The following is a 19664-nucleotide window of genomic DNA, read 5'->3' as shown; positions in this document are numbered from 1 at the left end:
GACAGGGGGGCGGGGAAACAGGGGGGGCGGGGAGACAGGGGGGCGGGGAGACAGGGGGGCGGTGGTCGCGGGAACGGGGCCGGTGCGACGGCGCCCCACCGCCACCATCGGCCCGGCGCCGCGATCCCGCCACCGGACGGCGCCCCGGCGGGCGACCTGCGGCAGGTTACGGAGCGTCGTGGCGCCGGGCCGTGACGAAGTACGGCTGCACCTTGCCGCTCTGCGCGTAGTCCTTGAGCCGGACCAGCAGTTCGGCCCAGGTGCCGGCCACCGCCGGGACGCCTTCCTCGCTGCCCGGCTGCCAGCCGCCGTGCCGGAACAGCAGCCGGGTGCGGTCGGGCGCTCCGGGCTGCTCGGGCTGTCCGGGGTGTCCGGGGTGTCCGGGGTGCTGAGGCTGCTCGGGCTGCTCGGCGAGGTCCCAGCTGATCCAGGTGCCGGCCCAGTGCGGCGGGAAGGCTCCGGCGTTCGTCCACACCACCCGGTCCTGGTCGGCCCGTTCCACGCGGAGCCGGAACGGCTCGGGGACCTCGGGGAAGTCGAACAGCAGGATGTCGTCCTCCCGGTCCACGGCGGTGGTCCACCAGGCGGTCAGCCCGTCGTGCGTGGTGAGTGCGGCGAGGACGACGGTCCGGGGCGCGGCGATGTCGAGCTGCAGGGCGATCTCGGGCATGGGGTCCGCCTTTCGGGACCTCGGACAGGCCTACGGCCACCATGGCACGACCCCCGGGCCCACGCGCCCCGGAGGGCGCCGGCCCGGGGGTCGTCCCCGCTGTCCGGTGGCTGCGGTCAGCCGCCGCTGCCGTAGGTGGTGTTGGCGCAGATGTCGTCGTCCGCCGAGCGGGCGTCGTTGGTGACGGTGGTGGGCAGCGGCTGCGGCGGGGTCGAGGCGCCCGGGGCGCCGCCGGCCGCGGCGGAGGGGACGCCGAGGCCGACGGCCGACGCGAAGTCCTGGCCGACGATCACCGAGATGCCCCGCGAGCTGCCGGAGGAGAGCTCGGCGCCGGGGAACAGCGCGGCGATCTTCTCGGCGTTCGCCTTCTGCCCGGAGCCGTACTCGATCGTGGTGGTCTTGTACTTGGTGCTCGCCGCCTGGCCCCCCGTGGTGGCGGTGAACTTGGCGGCCTTCAGCTGCTCGGTGCCCTTGCCGGCCAGGCCGTTGACGACGGTCCCGTTGTAGACCGCCACCTTGATCGCGGCGTTGGAGGCGTCCCCGACCGGGGCGGGCGGGGTGGTGGGCGAGGGCTGCTGCGGAGCCGGGCTGGTGCCGCTGCCGGCCCCGTCCGGCTGCTGGCCGGTGGCGTTCTGGCCGTCGATGGTCTGGTCGGCCTTGAGGGTCTCCCAGAGCTTGTTGGCGTCCGGCTGGATGAGGTCGATGTTGGCGTCCTGGGTGCGGTAACGCCAGGGCGCCGTCACGAACTTGAGGTCGTGCAGGTCGATGTTCTTCAGCGACAGGCCGAAGGAGAGCAGCTTGTCGGCGGAGTCCAGGCCCGGGTCGACGGTCAGCGACTTGGTGGCGGCGTCGGCGAGCGGCAGGAGGGTGGTGGGGCCCATCCCCTCCTTCTTGATCTTGCTGATGAGGGAGCTCATGAAGGCCTGCTGGCGCTTCATCCGACCGATGTCCGAGCCGTCGCCGATGCCGTGGCGCAGGCGCACGTAGTCGAGCGCCTTCTGGCCGTCCACGGTCTGCTTGCCCTGCGGGAGGACGAGCGCGCCCTTCTTGTGCAGGTTGGGGTTGATGTCCCCCTCGTAGATCGGCTCCGGCAGGCAGACGTCCACGCCGCCGACGGCCTTGGTCATCGAGGAGAAGCCGTTGAAGTCGACCACGAGGGTGTGGTCGACCCGGATGCCGGTCACCTTCTCCACGGTGTTCTGGGTGCAGGCCGGGTTTCCGGCGTCAGTGCCGCCGGTCGAGAAGGCGGCGTTGAACAGGTCGTTGTTGCCGCCCTTGCTCCACTTGCCGTTGGGCAGCTTGCAGGACGGCAGCTGGACAATCGTGTTGCGCGGGATCGAGATGCCCACGGCGTGCTTGTGGTCGGCGTAGACGTGCAGCAGGATCGTGGTGTCCGAGCGGGCGCCGCCGTCCTCGCCGCCGCCGAGGTCGTTGTTCCCGTTGCCGCGGCTGTCCGAGCCGATCAGCAGGATGTTGACCGGCTTGTTGCCGTCCGCGTCGGCCTTGGCCTCGGGCGGCCGGTCGGTCGCTATCGCGTCGGCGTCGAAGGACTTGATGTTGGCGTTCAGCTTGAAGTAGATCGCACCGCCCGCACCGGCGATCAGCACCAGCACACCGGCCGCCGACCAGGCGACGATCTTCTTCACGTTCTTCTTCGGCTTGGCGTTCTTGCGCGCCGCCGCCCGGCCGCCGGCCCCGGAGTCCGCGTTGCCGCCGCCGCGGCCGCCCTTGCCCTGGGCAGCGGCACGGCGGGCCTCGGCCCGTCCGCCGGACCGCGGGGACGGCACGGCGTCACCGCTCTCGGTGCCCTCCGCCGTGAGGGCACCGGGCGCGTCCTCGCCCCGAGCCGGGCCCTCGCCCCACTGACCTGACATGCGCGTACCTTTCACCGACGGAAGCGACGCCCCGGACGATCTGGCGCACCGCACACAGAGAGACGGCCCGAACCGTTCCCAGGTTGCACATACGACCGTCGGCATCAACCGACGATCGTGGCTTCCGATCATATTTAGGTGCGACACGGTCACGGACCCCCGGTCGGCGGGCAAACCCGCCGACACCCGGGCAACCACCAGGCAGAACACCCGAAACCGCCCGATTCCGACGTGACTTACGCCACTCCGGCGCTCCCTGCCCGGGGTGCGGACGGGCGCTGCGACGGGCTCCGCAGCAGGCCCTGGGGCATGTCCCGGGACATGTCCCGGGACATGCCCCGCGGCAGGCTCTGAGACATGCCCCGTGGCAGGCCCTGAGGCATGCCCCGCACAAGGCTCAGAGCCAACCTCGGCGCCCGGCCAGGAGGCCGGCCTCGAAGCGGCTACGGGCGCCGAGCCGGTCCATGAGGTCGGCCATCATCCGGCGCACCGTGCGCAGGGAGACACCGAGGTGCTTGCCGGCCGCCTCGTCGGTGTAGCCCTGGCCGAGCAGGCGGAGCAGCTCCTGTTCCTGGCGGGTCAGGCCCTGGGCGTCGCGCTCGCGCGGGGCCCCGAAGGGGGTCGCGTCGGCCCAGGTCTGCTCGAACAGCGAGAGGAGGGCGGTGATCACGCCGGGCGAGGAGATCTGCACCGCGCCCTTGCGGGTGTTGGCCGGGTCGATCGGGACGAGGGCCACCCGCCGGTCGATGACCATCATCCGTAGCGGGAGCGCGGGCACCGTCCGCACCTCGCAGCCCAGTCCGGTCAGCCACTCGGCGTGCTGGACGGTGGCCCGGTCCTTGCGGACGCTGTCCAGGTAGACCGTCCGCATCGCCACGCCGCGGGCGAGCAGTTCCTCGTTGCCCGGGCGGCTGGCCTGGAGCGAGGCGGCGGACTGGGCCCCGCCGGGGTTGAAGGTGAGCAGTTCGTTGGAGACCGAGCGGACCAGCTCGTCCAGTCGGGCCTGCACCGTGGCGAGCCCGATCAGCCGCTCCAGCTGGCTGTCCTCCCGCGCCGACTCGTCCCGGTACTCGGCGAGCAGGGTGGTGATCGCCGCCTGGCGCCGCTCGAACTCCTGCTGGGCACGCTGCTGGACGGACTCGTAGTGGCGCAGCAGGGCGGGCAGCCCGACCCTCGGGTCGACCGGCCGCAGGCCGCCCGGGAGCTCGCCCGGGAGTTCCTCGGACGGTCGGAGCAGGCGGAGGTCGGCGAGCTGGTCGAGCGCGCCGCGGACCCGCCCCTCGGTCAGGCCGAGCTCCTCGGCGAGGCCCTTGGCATCCAGGTGATGATCGGTCAGCATTAACCGGTAGACCGCCTGTGCCGCGTCGTCGATCCCGTCCAACATCGGCGCACCACCCCCGCAGTCCGTCCCCTCGACCGGCAACTTCGACCGGACGAGTTGCCGCCTGATCATGCCAGGGCGAACGGACCGGGACAACCGTCCGACGCCCCCCGTTCCGCCCCCCGGATCGGCCGGATCGGGACAAGGTAATGGAAGGGTAATGGCACCATCGTGCCAGGGCGATCTTCCTGCCGTCCCGAACACCTTCCGGTGCCCCTCGGCGTGCAGCAGACTTTCGGTTGTCGGGGAGCGGCGAGCTCCCCGGCCGGGCCCGCCAATGACCGCGGACCGCCCTCACCGGCGGTCGACCGCCGCGGCCGCGGAAATGCCCGGCATCCGCTTCCGAAACATCGCTCGTCCAGGGGGATTCCATGCTTTCCTGTCGCAAGTTCGCCTGCACCACCGCCGCCGCGATCGCCCTGGCCTGTGGCGTCCTGGCCGGGTCCGCGCAGGCCGCGACCGGCCACGCACCGATCGTCGGCACGGGCGTCACCCTCCCGGCCGCCACCGTGCTGGGCCACCTCGCCGACGAGATCAACATGTCCCGGCTCGCCGAGGCGCCCGCCATCAACACGCCGGGAGACTGGCGCTGGGAGTGATCGGCAACACCGCCGACGATCCCCGCACATGACGTCTCCTCACCGCACCCCGGCAGCCGGGCAGCCTGACCGGACGGTGAAGGACTTCCCGGCGGACGCGCCCGGCCACTGAGCCGGGCGCCGACCCCGATGCACCGCGCCCCCCACCCGTCCGCACCGGCCGCAGCGCCGCCGACAGGTGCTCCCCGGCCCCGCACGCCCCACCTGGGCCGTCGCGGCCGGGACGAACTCCGGGTGCCATCAGAAATTGAATGTGCAACAAACCCGTCAGGAGCGACAGTGCCGGTTATCGAACCGATTGTGCTGAACTTCTTCGGCATCGAGGTCGGCCTCGTCCGGGCCGACCGCGACGAGATCTCGTTCCATTTCGGCCCGCACCTCACCGGGATTTCCCAGGACCCCGACCAACTGCGGGTGGAATTCTCCGGCACCCCCGGAAAGGGCGACCCCGTCGATTTCCTGGTCCGCCGCAGCGACGGCACGCCCCTGCTGCGCCGCACCTTCCGGGGCTGGGGCAACGTGCCGCCCGCCGTGCCGCCGTTCGCCGCGCTGCAGGACCGGTTCTGCCTGGCCCCGGCCGTCGTCCTGGCCAAGGGCGGCGCCACCGTCGCGCTGCTCGGCGGACCGTACTCGGAGCAGGCCAACGTGGGCGCCGCGCTGGCGCAGCGCTCCTGGGAGTTCGTCTCCGGACGGCTGCTGGTGCTGGACCGGCGCAGCGGCCACGTGCTGCCCTACCTCGCCCCGCTGGAGGCGCGCGGACCCGCCGCGGCCTGGCTGCGCGGCGCCGGACTGCCGGAGGGGATGTGGCGCACGGTCGCCTCGCCCATCGGCGGTGAGGTGCTGCTGGTGCGCCCGGAGTGCCTCGGCCCGGTCGTCCCGGTACGGGCCCGGCTGGCGCCGCCGGCACTGGTTCGGCTGTGTCGCAGCGCCGACGAGGAAGTACGCCTGGCACCATGGGAGTTCACGACCCAGACCTGGCCGGCCGGATCGGCCGGCCTGCTCGCCGAAGCGCCGACCCACTGCCTTCACCTGCCCGGTGTGGGCGGAGCGGAGGAGGCGGCGGGCCTGATCGACCACGCAATGACCAACGAGAAGGACGAGTCGTGCCTCGACGTACCCGCTATGCCATCGGTGCACCGTGCTGGGCTGACTGCATCACTCCCGATCTGAGCGGCAGCCGGGACTTCTACTCGGCGCTGTTCGGCTGGGAGTTCGTCACCGAGTCGACGGACTACCAACTGGCCATGCTGGACGGGGAGATCATCGGCGGCTTCGGTGCCGCGCCGACCGGGCTGCCGCCCGGCGCGGTGTGGAACATCTACCTGGCGACCAAGGACGCGAACCACAGCTGCGCGCAGGTCGGGCGGCACGGGGGCCGGGTGGTGATGCCGCCGGTCCCGGTCGGGGCGAACGGACGGCTCTTCCTCGCCGTCGACCCCGCGGGCGTCGCGGTCGGGTTCTGGGAGGGCAGCCGCGCCGAGGGCGTGGTGCTCGCCGACGAGGCCGGCGCGATCTGCGGCCACGAGCTGCGGGTGCCGCTCGCCGCCGCCGCCGAGTCCTTCTACGGCGCGCTCTTCGGCTACCGGCTCACCGCCGACGGGGAGTTCGAGCTCGACGGGGTCGGGCAGGCCCGGGTGGTGGAGAGCGACCAGGGCCGCCCGCTGTGGCTGCCCCACCTCGGCTCCCCCGATCCGGCGGACACCGTGCGCCAGGCGATGGAGCTGGGCGCCCGGCTGATCCGCCCGGGCCGCGAGGAGCCGCCGGTGCTGCGCGATCCGTGGGGCGCCGAGTTCGGCGTCGTCGCGGTGCCGGACGGGGCCTGACCGACCGAGGCCGCGGGGGACGGCACGGGGGCCGAGGCCGCGGGGGCCGGCACGGCCCGGGTCACGGGGGACCCGTGGGGGCGGGAACGGGGGGACCGCACGGGGGCGGGAACCCGGGGGGAGCGAGTGGGCGGGGTCACGGCTTACGGCCGCGGCCCCGCCCGTCGGCATGTCCGGGCGTGGGGCGGGGCCGGGCGGGGCCCGAACCGGCCCCCGCCGTCACAGCGCCTTGACGGCCGAGGCCAGTTCGGGCCTCCCCTTGATGGCCAGCTTGCGGTAGATCCGGCCCAGGTGGGTGTCGACGGTGCGCTTGCTGAGGCAGAGGCGTTCGGCGACCTCCAGGTTGCTCAGCCCCTGCAGGACCAGTTCGGTGACCCGGCGTTCGCTCGGCGTGAGCCGGACCGGGCCGGCGTCGCGGGTGCCGATGGCGGGGCCGCGGTCCTCGGCCGGACGGGGGCGGGCGTCGCCGCCGGGGAGCGGGTCGGCGGCGATGGTGCGGGCGGCGGCGGGTTCGCCGAGTGCCTGGTAGGCCTGTGCGGCGTGCGAACGCCACGGTACGCAGGCCGGGTTGGCGATCCCCCGGGCGGCCAGCTGGTGGCCGCACTCGAGGAAGAGCCGCAGCGCCTGCTGGTGGTCGCCACGGTGGGCGGCGAGCAGCCCGCGGGCCTCCAGCACCACCGCGCGCAGCAGCGGGTGGGCCTCGGCCGGCAGGTCGACCGCGGCGAGGTCCGCGCCGTCCACCGGCAGGCCCCGGCGCAGCCGGGCCCGGACGACCAGTGCCCTGGCCGCGCCCGCGAGTTCGTCCGCCCGGACCCGGCAGGCCAGTTCGGCGGCGTGTTCGGCGTCGGCCAGGGCGGCGTCCAGCCGGCCCTGGCGGTGGGCGATGTCGGAGCGGGCCAGCAGGGCGAGGGCCAGTTCGCCGCGGTGGTTCCAGCGCTGGGCGGAGCGGACCGCCCGGCCGGCCCAGGCGGCGGCCTCGTCCAGCCGGCCGGTCCAGGCGTAGGCCATCGCCGCGCCGAGCACTTCGACGCCGGCCTCGGCGGGCGAGACCCCGCGCACGCTGCGGGCCGCGAGCCGGACCGCCGTACGGGGCAGTCCGCCGGCGGCGGCCACCGCGGCCTGGGCGCCCAGCAGGTCGGGGGCGGCGGCCGCGGAGGCGTCGGCGCGCAGCGCGGCGACGGCCTGCCGCAGGGCGGTGCGCCGGCCGGTCAGCAGCGCCTGGGCGGCGAGCGGCAGCAGGAGGTCGGCGGGCGGTTCGGTGGTGGCGGCGAGGGCGTGGGCGGCCTCGGTGAAGGGGACCGGCGCGGCGCCGGAGGAGCTGAGTGCCAGGACCGGGCCGGCGAACGGCCGCAGCAGCTCGGCCCGTTCGACCGGGTCGGCGACGGCGGCCAGGCCGGTGGCGCAGCGGGCGGCGGCGGAGACGTCCCGGTGGAGTTCGACGGCGCCGAGCTGCCCGGTGAGCGAGCGGACCGTGTCCGGGTCGGTGGTGTCGGCGAGCGCGCGCTGCAGGTAGCGGGCGGCGTCGTCCCAGTGGCCGTCGACGGCGGCCTCGCGGGCGGCGGTCCGCAGGACCGGGACGGCCCAGTCGAGGCCGGTGGTGCCGGAGGACATCAGGTGTTCGGCGGTGCGGCCGGCCGGGGCCCCGAGCCGGACCAGCAGGGCGGCGGCCCGTTCGTGCAGGGCGACCAGGACCCGCGGGTCGGTGCGGGCCAGCACGGCGGTGCGGACCAGCTCGTGCCGGAAGGTCTCCGGCGGTCCGGGCTCGATCAGGTCGGTGCGGCGCAGTGCCTCGCGGGCCTCGTCGGCGAGCAGTTCGCCCTGGCCGGCCAGCAGGGCCGCGGTGGCGAGGTCGGCGTCGGCGCCGAGGACGGCGAGGCCGGTGAGCAGTTCGGCGGCGCGGGGGTGGCTCTGCCGCAGCCAGCTGAGTGTGGTGTCGGCGAGGGTGCCGGCGCCGATCCGGCGCACGGTGTCGAGGTCGGGCGAGCCGGGTGAGATCCGGGCGGCGACCAGCCGGGCGGTGAGCTCTTCCAGCACCAGCGGGTTGCCCCGGGAGAGGTTGTGGCAGACGGCGGCCAGTTCGGGGTCGACCGGGGCGTCGAACTCCTCGGCGACCCGCTCGGCCACGCAGCTGTCGCAGAGCGGTCCGGGGGTGACGGTCCGGGCGTGGCCGAGTGCGCCGAGTTCGGCGGCCAGTGGGTCGTCGGCCTCGTCGGCGGTGGTGGCGAGCAGCGCGACCGGCAGGCCGTCGAGCCGGCGGGCGAGGTAGGAGAACCACTGCCGGGACTCCTCGTCGGCCAGGTGGAGATCGTCCACGGCCATCACGACGGGGGTTCGGGAGGTCAGCGAACGGGCCGCGTGGAAAAGGCTGTTGAGGACCCTTTCGCGCCCGTTCCCGGGGGTTTCGGAACTCTCCGGGATCGCTTCGGCGAGGAATTCGCCGCCGGGGAATTCCCCGTCTTGCGCGGAGATGCTTGACATGCGCATGATGGGGTCGAAGAGCTGGCGCACCACCCCGTACGGAAACTCCCGCTCGTTGTCGTGACATCGGGCCCGCAGCACCACCGCCTCGCCCGGCATCCGGGCCAGCGCGGCCCGCAGCAACGCACTCTTGCCGATCCCCCGCGGACCCCTGACCAGCACCACCGCAGGCCTCCCGGCACCGGCACCGGCCACCGCGCGGGCCAACTCGGCCAGCTCCTGTTCACGGTGCAGCAAAACTCCAGTCGGCATCGCAACCCCCCGTCGACACGCTCGCGCGGACACAGCAGTATCCCCTGCCCCACCCCACTGTCAACGCGCCGGACGAATACGTACCGCACTACGTACCGGCGCCGCGGAATACGTAATTCCACGCGATGCGTATATCGACCGGCCGACCGAATATGCAGTATGTACAGCTGTTTTGACGGCGTGTTGAATATCCGCAAGGAACTTGTGAACACAGGGGGATGACTTATGGAGCGTCCGCGGCTCAAGGCCCATTTCCTCACCGAGACGGTGGGCGAAAAGGTCTTCCTGCTCGGAGAGGGTCAGGACTACCTCGTACCGGGGGCCGCCGCGGTGCGCCTCCTGCCCTACCTGGACGGACGGCGCACCGTCGCCGAGATCCTCCAGGAACTCGGCACCGCCGTGCCGCTCGGCCAGGCGCTCACCGCGCTGCGCCGCTACGAGGCGGCCGGGCACCTCGCCGAGGGCCGGCCCGACCTGCCGGACCACGTGCTCGCCTACTGGGACGCCCAGGGCGTCGACCCGGCCGTCGCCCTGGAGGCCGCCCAGGCCACCGAGCTGCTGGTGCTGGCCCTCGGCGCCGCCGACGCCGCGCCCGTCGTGGACGCGCTGACCGCGACCGGCCTGCGGGCCCGGGCGGTGACCGAGGACGACGCCGTCGCCGCCGGCCCCGACACCATGGTGATCGCGCTCACCGACGACTACCTGGACGGCGCGCTGGAGCGGCTGAACACCGCCCGCCTCGCCGACGGCCGCCCCTGGCTGCTCGCCAAGCCCACCGGCACCGCCCCGTGGCTCGGCCCGCTGCTGCGCCCCGGCGAGACCGGCTGCTGGACCTGCCTCGCCCAGCGGATCAGCGGCAACCGCCAGGTCGAGCGCTACCTGGCCGGCAAGCGCGGCGAGACCGTGCCGCTGCACCCGCTGCGCGCCGCGATCCCGGCCGGCCCGGCGATGGCCGCCCAGCTGCTGGCCGCCGAGACCGCCCGCACCCTGGCCGACGAATGCTGCTCCGCGCTGGCCGGCACGATGGTCAGCCTCGACCTCAACACCCTGCAGACCACCGAGCACACCCTGGTCCGCCAGCCGCAGTGCCCGAGCTGCGGCGACCCGGCGCTGCTCACCGAGCGCAGCCCCAAGGTCGTCCTGCAGCCCAGCCCCGCCCGGCACACCACCGACGGCGGCTACCGGGTGCAGGCCCCGCAGTTCACCTACGACCGGCTGAAGCACCACATCAGCCCGCACCTGGGCGCGATCACCCGGCTCGGCGCGCACGAGGACACCGGCAACGGCATCACCTACAGCTTCACCGCCGGCCACAACTTCGCCATGGTCAACGACAACATGGACCTCCTGCGCCGCAACATGCGCGGCCAGAGCGGCGGCAAGGGCCGGTCCGAGATCCAGGCCAAGGTCAGCGCGATCTGCGAGGCGATCGAGCGCTACTCGGCGGTCTGGCGCGGCGAGGAGCCGGTGGTGCGCGCCGCCTACCGCGACCTCGACCCGGCCGTCGCCGTCCACATGGACGCCCTGCTGCAGTTCTCCGAGGAGCAGTTCGCCGGCCGCGCCGCGTGGAACGCCGACCCCAACCACCGGCTGCACCTGGTGCCCGACCCGTTCCCGACCGACGTCGAACTGGACTGGACCCGCGCCTGGTCGCTCACCCACGACGCCGAGCGCCTCGTCCCCTCCGGCTACGCCTGGTACGGCCACCCCGACCTGCAGCAGCACTTCTACTGCGTCGGCGACTCCAACGGCTGCGCCAGCGGCAACACCCTGGAGGAGGCGATCCTCCAGGGCTTCTGCGAGGTCGTCGAGCGCGACGCGGTGGCGCTGTGGTGGTACAACCGGCTCGCCCAGCCCGAGTTCGACCTCGACTCGCTGAACGACCCGTACGTGGACACCATGCGCGCCTTCTACGCCTCGGTCGACCGCGAGCTGTGGGTCCTGGACATCACCTCCGACCTCGGCGTGCCGGTGTTCGCCGCCATCTCCCGGCGCAAGCACGCGGTCGAGGACATCATGGTCGGCTTCGGCGCCCACCCGGACCCGCGGATCGCCGCGATCCGCGCGCTCACCGAGGTCAACCAGTTCCTCCCGTTCGTCGACCGCCGGGACGAGGAGGGCAACACCCTCTACCGCACCGACGACCTGGAGACCCTGGAGTGGTGCAAGACCGCGACCGTCGCGAGCGAGCCCTGGCTGCTGCCCTCCCGCGACCAGGCCGCCAGCACCCTCGCCGACTTCGCCCCGCTCGTCGGTGACGACCTGGCCGGGCACGTCCGGGACTGCGTCGAGCGCGCTGCCAAGGCCGGCGTCGAGGTGATCGTGCTCGACCAGAGCCGCCCCGACCTCGACCTGAGCGTGGTCAAGGTGATCGCCCCCGGCATGCGCCACTTCTGGCGCCGCCTCGCCCCCGGCCGGCTGTACGACGTGCCGGTGCGCCAGGGCCGGCTGGCCCAGCCGCACACCGAGGAGCAGCTCAACCCGAAGAACGTCTTCTTCTAGGAACGGCCGGGTGCTGACACCATGACCACCGCACTGACCACCGCGCCGACCACCGCCGTGGACGAGATCCACCTGCCCGCGACCGCCCGTACGGTGCGCCGGCTGCGGCTGCGCCCCGACGGCGCGTTCGCGCCGCTCGGCCCGCGCGCCGTCCGGCTGACCGCGCCCGTCGGCGCGCTGAACCTGAACGACCTCGCCCCCGGCGCCCTGGAGGCCGTGGCCGCGCTGGCCGCCGGGGAGCAGACCGAGGAGGAGCTGGCCGCCCTGGTCGCGGCCCGGGACGGCGACGCCGGGCTGCTGCGCTGGCAGCTGACCCGCCGCCGGCTCGGCACCGCCGGGCTGCTGGAGCACTCCGTCCACCTGGTGACCGAGGCCTCCGAGGCTTCCGAGGCCTCGGACGAGCCGCTGGCCCGGCTGCGGCCCGTCGGGCGCGGCGCCGCCGAGCCGGGGCCGACGCCGGACCCGACCAACCAGGTCAAGCTGTCCCGCTTCGCCTCCGCCTCGGCCGAGGACGGCGCCCTGCTGGTCCGCGCCCCGGGCAGCCCGCTGGCCGTCCAGCTGACCGCCCGGGCGGCCGGGCTGCTGGCCGCGCTGGCCGGCTGGACCAGCCCCGCCGCCCTCGCCCAGCTGCCCGGCGGCCTGCCGCTGGACGCCGTCCGGCAGACCCTGCGGCTGTTCGCCGCGGCCGGCCTGCTGGCGTACGGGGCCCCCGGCGCCGAGCCGGAGGCCGAGGAGCAGCGCTTCGCCCAGTGGCAGGCGGCCGACCTCGCGTTCCACTCCCGCACCCGCCGGCCCACCACGGTCGCCGGGTACGGCGGCACCTACCGGTTCGGCGACCGGTTCGCCCCGGAGCCGGCCTCGCCCGCGCCGTTCCCCGGCGAGAAGGTCGCCCTGCCCGTCCCCGACCCGGACGAACTCGCGCGGGCCGACCGGCCGTTCACCGAGGTGCTGGAACAGCGCCGCTCGGTGCGCGACCACGACGAGCAGGCGCCGATCACCGTCGAGCGGCTCGGCGAACTGCTCTGGCGCTCCATGCGCCGACGGCAGACCTTCACCGGCGGCGACGGCCAGGAACTGGCCGACCGGCCGTACCCGAGCGGCGGCGCGGTGCACGAGCTGGAGGTGTACCCGCTGGTCACCTCCTGCGCCGGCCTCGCGCCGGGCCTGTGGCACTACGCGACCGACCGGCACGAGCTGGAGCTGGTCAGCGAGCCCAACGCGGCGACCGCCCAACTGGTCGCCGGCGCCCGCAAGTCGAGCCTGATGAAGGCCGACCCGCAGGTGGTGCTGCTGGTCACCGCGCGCTTCGGCCGGGTGATGTGGAAGTACGAGACGGTCGCCTACCCGCTGATCCTCAAGCACGTCGGCGCGCTCTACCAGACCCTCTACCTGGTCGGCACCGCGATGGACCTCGCGGTCTGCGGCCTCGGTGGCGGCGACGCCGCCGACTTCGCCGCGGCCAGCGGCATCGACTACTTCACCGAGGGCACCGTCGGTGAGCTCGTGATCGGCAGCCGGCCCCCGACGCTGCGCCAGGACGTCGGCGTCCCACGGAGAGAAGCCAGACGATGAAGTTCCGTTTCAAGGCCCTGCAGCGGATGCGCGAGCCGGACGAGCTGGACTCGCCCACGCTGCTCGCCGCGCCGCGGGGCTGGATCGCCCTGTTCGTCGTGATGATCACCATGGCCGCGGCGCTGCTGTGGACCTTCGCCGGGAACATTCCGATCACCGTCGACGCCCCCGGCCTGCTGACCCGCCCGCACGGCACCGCGATGATCCAGAGCCCGTTCGGCGGGATGGTCCGCTCCGTCCTGGCCCGGCCCTCCGACCAGGTCAAGCAGGGCCAGTCGGTGGCCCGGATCGAGGACGCCGAGGGCCACAGCCGGGAGATCACCAGCCCGTTCGGCGGGCGGGTGGTCGGCCTGTCGGTCACCGACGGGCAGGTCGTCACCCCCGGCTCCCCGGTCGTCTCGGTCGAACGGATCGAGGACCCGCAGGAGGGCATGGTCGCGATGGTCTTCGTGCCCGCGGCCCGCACCGTCGGGCTGGAGCCCGGCGACCAGGTCGACCTCAACGTCTCCACCAGCCCGGCCGGCGCCTTCGGCCTGCTGCGCGGCACCGTCAGCTCGGTCAGCCCGTACGCGCTCACCAAGGAGGCCGTGTCCGGCCTGGTCGGCGGCGACCTCGCCGCCCAGCGCTACCTGGGCAAGGAGGCGCCCCGACTCGTCGTCGTCGACCTGATGCCCGACCCGAACACCCCGACCGGCTACTCCTGGACCTCGCAGAGCGGCCCGCCGAACCCGCTCGGCACCCAGGTGTCCGTGACCGCCACGATCAACGTCGGTCAGCAGACGCCGTTCAACCTGATCCTCGGCCGCTGAGGGGGGCTCCGATGACAGCCACGATCCCGGAGAGCACCCGGACCACCGCCCCGGAGCCCGCACCGGGCAAGAAGCCGAGGAAGAGCCGCCGCGACCGCCCCACCCGGGCGGCCGCGTCGCGGCGCTGGCGGCACGTCGTACCGACCGTCCTGCAGATGGAGTCGGTGGAGTGCGGCGCCGCCAGCCTCGCCATGATCCTCGCCTACCACGGCCGCTGGGTGCCGCTGGAGGACCTGCGCGGCGTCTGCGGCGTCTCCCGCGACGGCGCCCGCGCCTCCACCCTGCTCAACGCCGCCCGGACGTACGGGCTCAAGGCGCGCGGCTACCAGACCGAGGCCGAGAAGCTCCGCGACCTCGACGGCCCGGTGATCATCTTCTGGGCCTTCCAGCACTTCATGGTGGTCGAGGGCATCCGCACCCGGTACGGCCGCACCGTCGTCGCGGTCAACGACCCGGCCAGCGGCCCGCGCCTGATGGAGTGGGACGAGTTCGACTCCGGCTTCACCGGGATCGTGCTCTCCTTCGAGAAGGGCCCCGACTTCGAACCCGGCGGCGACAAGGGCGGCATCACCCGCGCCCTGCTGGAACGCCGGCTGCCCACCGGCCGCGCCATGCCGCTGGTGCTGCTCGCCAGCCTGCTGCTGGTGCTGCCCGGCATCGCGATCCCCGCCTACACCCGGGTGTTCATCGACCGGGTCCTGGCCGGCAGCGGGAGCGGCTACCTCCTCCCGCTGCTGGCCGCCATGACCGCCACCGCCGTGGTCGTCTTCGTGCTGACCTCCGTCCAACGGCACTACCTGCTGCGGATCGAGATCCGGATGGGGCTGGTCAGCTCCGCCCGGTTCTTCCGGCACCTGCTGCGGCTGCCCGTCGACTTCTTCCTGCAGCGCCGCCCCGCCGAAGTGGCCAAACGGGTGTCCGGCAACGACGTGGTCGCCGAGATCCTCTCCCGCGACCTCGCGCTGACCGTCATCAACCTCGGCCTGGTGCTGTTCTACGCGGCCATCCTGATCCGCTACGACATCCTGCTCGGCGTCGTCGGCGTCGGCATGGCGCTGCTCAACATCGTCGTCCTCCAGGCTGTCGCCCGGTCCCGCACCGACGCCGTCGCCGCGCTGCGCACCGACCGCGGCAACCTGACCGCGACCACCTTCACCACCCTCTCCCTGATCGAGACGGTCAAGGCCACCGGCGCCGAACCGGACGCGTTCAGCCGCTGGGCCGGCTTCCTGGCCAAGGTGGTCACCGCCAAGCAGAAGCTGGGCATCCCCAGCGCCGTGCTCACCGTCGTCCCGCCGATGCTGGCCGCCCTCAACAGCGGGCTCATCCTGCTGGTCGGCGGGCAGCGGGTGGTGGACGGCGCGATGAGCGTCGGCATCCTGGTCTCCTTCCAGACCCTGCTCTCCTCGCTCAGCCGCCCGGTCACCCAGCTCACCAACCTGGGCGGCCGGCTGCAGGACGTCACCGCCGACATCAAGCGGCTGTACGACGTCGAGCGCTACCCGGTCGCGGCCGCCTTCGCCAAGCCGGAGCCGCCCGCCGGGCCCAAGCTGGACGGCAACCTGGAGTTCGAGAACGTCCGCTTCGGCTACAGCCCGCTCTCCGACCCGATCATCAAGGACCTCAGCCTGACCGTGGTCCCCGGCCGCCGGATCGCCGTGGTCGGCGGCTCCGGCAGCGGCAAGTCCACCCTCGGCCGGCTGCTGACCGGCCTCTACACCCCGTGGTCGGGCCGGATCCTGCTCGACGGGCGGCCCCGCGAGGAACTCTCCCGGACCGTCCTGGCCTCCTCGCTGGCCTACGTCGACCAGGACATCTCGCTGTTCGAGGGCACCGTCCGGGACAACCTCACACTGTGGAACGACGACGTCCCCGACGAGGCGGTCACCGCCGCCCTGCACGACGCCGCCGTCTTCGACACCGTGATGACCAGGCCCGGCGGCGTCCACAGCCCGGTCCTGGAAGGCGGCCGCAACTTCAGCGGCGGCCAACGCCAACGCCTGGAACTGGCCCGGGCCCTGGCCACCGAGCCGACCCTGCTGGTCCTGGACGAGGCCACCAGCGCACTCGACCCGGAGACCGAGCGGGTGATCATGGACAACCTGCGCCGCCGCGGCTGCGCCTGCCTGATCATCGCGCACCGGCTCTCCACGGTCCGCGACGCCGACGAGATCATCGTGCTGAACCAGGGCGAGATCGTCGAACGAGGCACCCACGACGAGCTGTTGGCGCTGGGCGGGCACTACACCGCGCTCATCGAGTCCGCGCGCCGCGAGGAGGAGGACGAGCTGTGAGCGAGCGAACCATCAGAAGGTGCGACTTCGCGGCAGCGGCTGCCGAGCGAAGCGAGGTGGCCGCATGAGCACTGCCCTGGAGGTCTTCTCGCCGTTCTTCACCGAAGCCGCCGAACCCGTCGAACCGCTGACCGACCGCTACCTCGTGCTGGACGACCCCGGGCGGATGCTGCTGGTCCGCTCCGGCGCCGTCGACCTGTTCGCCGTCAGCCTCGACTCCGGCACACCACAAGGCCGTTGGCACTTCCTCTGCCGGATCGAGGCAGGCACCCTGGTACCCGGCGCGGCCGCCGGACCGCGCCGCGGCATCGTCGCCCGCCCGGTGCTCGGCGCCGAACTCTCCTTCCTCGCCACCACCTGGGTCGAAGGCCTCTCCGCCCGCGGCCGCGAATGCGGCACCGCGGCCGGCGCCGCCGTCCGGGCCCTGCCCGCAGGCGAACAGCAGCAGGCCGCCGACCAGTTCCTCGCCGGGCTCGCACGCGGCCTCACCGCACTGGCCGGCGCGCTGCGCGACACCCTGCCGCCCCGCGAGTTCACCCCGCTCGACCCGGCCGAACCGACCGTCCTCAAGCGCGGCCAGGCGCTGCGCTCCGTGGACGGCCTGCAGTGGGTCCGGGTCGAGGAAGGCGCCGTCGAGGCGCCCGAAGGCGCGGCCGGCTGCGCGGCCGGTGAACTCGCCGAGGGCGCCGAACTCTGCCTCACCGAGAAGGACTGGCTGGTCGCCACCGGCCCGGCCACCGTCCGGGCCCGCTCCCCGCGCGAACTCCTCGACGAAGGCGGCCTCTGGGAACGCCTCGCCACCCACTGCGGCCGACTGCTCGACGCCGTCGACCGCCGGATCGGGACCCGCCGCGACAGCGAGACCGAACTCATCGCCGCCCGCCGCGAACGCGACGCCGGCACCCTCGCCGACTCCGCGCGCGGCTTCGAGACCATCCTGCGCGACACCGCCTCCCGGCTGCGGATCGGCGACGCCACCGGCGACGATCCCACCCTGGCCGCCGCCCGGCTGGTCGCCGCCCACGAGGGCTACACCGTCACCGCCCCGGTCTCCGGCAACGGGCACGACCGCCGGCTCGACCGGCTGCAGGCGATCGCCCTGGCCTCCGGCGTCCGTACCCGCTCCGTCCGGCTGGACGGCCGCTGGTGGCACCACGACCTCGGCGCGATGATCGGCTACCGCAAGGCCGGCGCCCCCGTCGCGCTGCTCCCCCTCGGCGACGGCTACGTCCTCGCCGAGGGCGGCAAGGTCACCCCGCTGACCCCGAAGGTCGCCGCCGAACTGCAGAACAAGGCGACCGTGCTGTACCGGCCACTCCCGGCCACCGTACGGACCGTCGGCGGACTGCTGAAGTTCGGCCTGCGCAACAACCGGCGCGACCTGTGGATGTTCACCGGCATGGCCGCCCTCGTCGCCCTGATCGGCCTGCTCGTCCCGGTGATGACCGGCGAAGTACTCGGCACCTTCGTCGCCCACGCCCAGCGCAACCTGATCACCGAAGGCGCGCTGGTCGTCATCGGCTCCGCGATGGCGGTGGCCGCACTGTCCATCGTCCAGAACATCGCCGTACTGCGGATCGAAAGCCGCTCCACCGCGGCGATGCAAGTCGGCGTCTGGACCAGGCTGCTGTCCCTGCCCGCGCCGTTCTTCGCCAACTACTCCACCGGCGAACTCGGCACCACCGTGCTCGGCGTCAGCGCCGCCCAGGAAACCCTCTCCGGGATGATGACCACGGCAACCCTCGGGCTGCTCACCGGGCTCGCCAACCTGGTGCTGGTCTTCTTCTACGACCTGCGGCTGGCCGGGCTGGCCACCCTGCTCGTCCTCGTCGGCGGCGGCTTCGCCCTGGCCGCCGGCCGGTTCGAGGTCCGCTGGCAGCGCCGGCTGTACGCGCACGAGCAGACCATGTCCGCCCGTGTCTTCCAACTGCTTACCGCCATCCCCAAGTTGCGGGTCACCGCAGCCGAGGACCGGGTCTTCGGGGTGTGGGCCGCCGAATTCGGCAAGGGACGCGGCCTCGCCGCCTCCTCCCGCCGGGTCCAGAACGCCGTCACCACCTTCAACGCCGGCTTCCCGCTGGTCTGTTCGGTCATCGTCTTCGGCGTGATCGCCGGCCCGCTGGACGGCCGCGTACCGATCCCGGTCTTCCTGTCCTTCTTCACCGCCTTCAACCTGCTGATCGCCTCCAGCCTCCAGTTCACCTCGGCCGCGGTCACCGCGATGGGCGTCGTCCCGATGCTCGAGCGGCTGCGGCCGATCCTCGAGGAGAAGCCCGAGGTCGACGACACCAAGGCCGACCCGGGCGACCTCTCCGGACGCCTCGGCCTCAGCCACGTCACCTTCCGCTACGGCCAGGACGGCCCGCCCGCCCTGCAGGACGTCACCCTCACCATCGAACCCGGTGAGTTCGTCGCCGTCGTCGGGCCGTCCGGCAGCGGCAAGTCCACCGTCCTGCGACTGCTCCTCGGCTTCGAACGGCCCGAGGCCGGCACCGTCCTCTACGACGGCCAGGACCTCGGCGAGTTGGAGGTCTCGGCGGTCCGCCGACAGTGCGGCGTCGTGCTCCAGCACGGCGCACTACTGGCCGGCGACATCAAGGCCAACATCGTCGGCTCCACCAACCACACCCTCGACGACGCCTGGGCCGCCGCCGAAATGGCCGGCATCGACAAGGACATCGCCGCCCTCCCGATGGGCATGAACACCGTGCTCTCCGAAGGCACCAGCACCCTCAGCGGCGGCCAGCGGCAACGCCTCATGATCGCCCGCGCACTCGTCTCCCGGCCCCGCATCGTCTTCTTCGACGAGGCCACCAGCGCCCTCGACAACCCCACCCAGCGCCTCGTCACCGAATCCACCCGCCGGCTCAACGCGACGCGCGTGGTGATCGCCCACCGGCTCTCCACCGTCGCCGAAGCCGACCGGATCATCGTCATGGACCAGGGGCGGGTCGTCCAACAGGGCCGGTACGAGGAGCTGCTGGCCGACCGGGACGGACTGTTCGCCCGACTCGCCAGCCGCCAGATGTAGGCCGTTCTTACCGGGGAGGGGACGCATGGAGTACGCACTGCTGGTCTACGGCCAGGAAACGGACTGGGACCGGATGACACCCGAAGAACGCGAGGCGCGGTTCACCGCCAACCGCGCCTTCGGCCGGGAACTCGCCGAAGCCGGCGTACGGATCTCCTACGGCGCGCGGCTCGCCCGGCCCGCCGCCGCCGAAGGCGAGGCCCGGGCAGCGGACGGCGTACCGGAGGTCGGCGGCCTCTGGGTGATCGACGTGCCCTCCGACCAGGAGGCGCTCGGCTGGGCGGCGAAACTGCCGGTCAGCGAATCAGGCCGGGTGGAGGTCCGTCGCTGCGACGGACCCCCGCGGACCAACCGGCCGGTGGGAACGGAGAACTGAGGA

General features: G+C 73.4%; 13 protein-coding genes. 9 read left to right on the top strand and 4 right to left on the bottom strand.

Annotated elements, in window-relative coordinates:
* Nucleotides 1-166: 166 nt before the first annotated feature.
* The 3 genes from ACZ52R_RS20220 to ACZ52R_RS20210 form a co-directional block, all read right to left on the bottom strand.
* Nucleotides 167-670, bottom strand: a complete 504-nt coding sequence (locus ACZ52R_RS20220; protein ID WP_465615799.1) for an SRPBCC family protein — start codon at nt 668-670, stop codon at nt 167-169.
* 116 nt (nt 671-786) lie between these two features.
* Nucleotides 787-2544, bottom strand: a complete 1758-nt coding sequence (locus tag ACZ52R_RS20215) for an LCP family protein (RefSeq protein ID WP_360505894.1) — start codon at nt 2542-2544, stop codon at nt 787-789.
* A gap of 397 nt (nt 2545-2941) precedes the next feature.
* Nucleotides 2942-3928, bottom strand: a complete 987-nt coding sequence (locus tag ACZ52R_RS20210) for a LuxR C-terminal-related transcriptional regulator (protein ID WP_465615796.1) — start codon at nt 3926-3928, stop codon at nt 2942-2944.
* A 368-nt stretch (nt 3929-4296) separates the two neighbouring features.
* Here ACZ52R_RS20210 and ACZ52R_RS20205 point away from each other — a divergent pair, with 368 nt between their 5' ends.
* The 3 genes from ACZ52R_RS20205 (at nt 4297) to ACZ52R_RS20195 (ending at nt 6347) form a co-directional block, all read left to right on the top strand.
* Nucleotides 4297-4524, top strand: coding sequence for a hypothetical protein (locus ACZ52R_RS20205; protein ID WP_465615794.1), 228 nt, complete (start codon nt 4297-4299; stop codon nt 4522-4524).
* A gap of 300 nt (nt 4525-4824) precedes the next feature.
* Nucleotides 4825-5694, top strand: coding sequence for a hypothetical protein (locus tag ACZ52R_RS20200; protein ID WP_465615792.1), 870 nt, complete (start codon nt 4825-4827; stop codon nt 5692-5694).
* The gene (locus ACZ52R_RS20195; RefSeq protein ID WP_465661736.1) at nt 5628-6347 is read left to right on the top strand and encodes a VOC family protein; all 720 of its coding nucleotides are present in this window, start codon (nt 5628-5630) and stop codon (nt 6345-6347) included. Before ACZ52R_RS20200 ends, ACZ52R_RS20195 begins: the two co-directional genes overlap by 67 nt.
* Nucleotides 6348-6566: 219 nt before the next feature.
* Here the strand turns inward: ACZ52R_RS20195 and ACZ52R_RS20190 are convergent, their stop codons facing one another.
* Complete coding sequence (locus tag ACZ52R_RS20190) at nt 6567-9077, bottom strand: ATP-binding protein (RefSeq protein WP_465753836.1); 2511 nt, start codon at nt 9075-9077, stop codon at nt 6567-6569.
* 225 nt (nt 9078-9302) lie between these two features.
* Between ACZ52R_RS20190 and ACZ52R_RS20185 the strand changes: the two genes are divergently transcribed.
* From ACZ52R_RS20185 to ACZ52R_RS20160, 6 genes are all read left to right on the top strand, one after another.
* Nucleotides 9303-11579 (top strand): TOMM precursor leader peptide-binding protein, encoded by a 2277-nt coding sequence (locus ACZ52R_RS20185; RefSeq protein WP_465753835.1) that lies wholly within the window; start codon nt 9303-9305, stop codon nt 11577-11579.
* Nucleotides 11580-11600: 21 nt separating this feature from the next.
* On the top strand, nt 11601-13151 hold the full coding sequence (locus tag ACZ52R_RS20180; RefSeq protein ID WP_465753834.1) for a SagB family peptide dehydrogenase: 1551 nt from the start codon (nt 11601-11603) through the stop codon (nt 13149-13151).
* On the top strand, nt 13148-13960 hold the full coding sequence (locus ACZ52R_RS20175; protein ID WP_360505917.1) for a biotin/lipoyl-containing protein: 813 nt from the start codon (nt 13148-13150) through the stop codon (nt 13958-13960). The genes ACZ52R_RS20180 and ACZ52R_RS20175 overlap by 4 nt, the downstream gene beginning before the upstream one ends.
* Before the next feature lie 11 nt (nt 13961-13971).
* The gene (locus tag ACZ52R_RS20170; RefSeq protein WP_465753833.1) at nt 13972-16254 is read left to right on the top strand and encodes an NHLP family bacteriocin export ABC transporter peptidase/permease/ATPase subunit; all 2283 of its coding nucleotides are present in this window, start codon (nt 13972-13974) and stop codon (nt 16252-16254) included.
* Nucleotides 16255-16318: 64 nt separating this feature from the next.
* A complete protein-coding gene (locus ACZ52R_RS20165) occupies nt 16319-19285 on the top strand; it encodes an NHLP bacteriocin export ABC transporter permease/ATPase subunit (RefSeq protein WP_465661730.1) in 2967 nt (988 codons plus the stop codon).
* A 25-nt stretch (nt 19286-19310) separates the two neighbouring features.
* Nucleotides 19311-19661, top strand: coding sequence for a YciI family protein (locus tag ACZ52R_RS20160; RefSeq protein ID WP_465615779.1), 351 nt, complete (start codon nt 19311-19313; stop codon nt 19659-19661).
* Nucleotides 19662-19664: the final 3 nt, after the last annotated feature.

It is taken from the genome of Kitasatospora sp. NPDC034023, assembly GCF_055575795.1.
Note: the sequence above shows the minus strand (reverse complement) of the source record. Positions and strands in the feature narration are given on the sequence as shown.

Coding starts and splice junctions, on each gene's coding strand:
- ACZ52R_RS20220 (WP_465615799.1), bottom strand. CDS start 670: ATGCCCGAGATCGCCCTGCAGCTCGACATCGCCGCGCCCCGGACCGTC.
- ACZ52R_RS20215 (WP_360505894.1), bottom strand. CDS start 2,544: ATGTCAGGTCAGTGGGGCGAGGGCCCGGCTCGGGGCGAGGACGCGCCC.
- ACZ52R_RS20210 (WP_465615796.1), bottom strand. CDS start 3,928: ATGTTGGACGGGATCGACGACGCGGCACAGGCGGTCTACCGGTTAATG.
- ACZ52R_RS20205 (WP_465615794.1), top strand. CDS start 4,297: ATGCTTTCCTGTCGCAAGTTCGCCTGCACCACCGCCGCCGCGATCGCC.
- ACZ52R_RS20190 (WP_465753836.1), bottom strand. CDS start 9,077: ATGCCGACTGGAGTTTTGCTGCACCGTGAACAGGAGCTGGCCGAGTTG.
- ACZ52R_RS20185 (WP_465753835.1), top strand. CDS start 9,303: ATGGAGCGTCCGCGGCTCAAGGCCCATTTCCTCACCGAGACGGTGGGC.
- ACZ52R_RS20180 (WP_465753834.1), top strand. CDS start 11,601: ATGACCACCGCACTGACCACCGCGCCGACCACCGCCGTGGACGAGATC.
- ACZ52R_RS20175 (WP_360505917.1), top strand. CDS start 13,148: ATGAAGTTCCGTTTCAAGGCCCTGCAGCGGATGCGCGAGCCGGACGAG.
- ACZ52R_RS20170 (WP_465753833.1), top strand. CDS start 13,972: ATGACAGCCACGATCCCGGAGAGCACCCGGACCACCGCCCCGGAGCCC.
- ACZ52R_RS20165 (WP_465661730.1), top strand. CDS start 16,319: ATGAGCACTGCCCTGGAGGTCTTCTCGCCGTTCTTCACCGAAGCCGCC.
- ACZ52R_RS20160 (WP_465615779.1), top strand. CDS start 19,311: ATGGAGTACGCACTGCTGGTCTACGGCCAGGAAACGGACTGGGACCGG.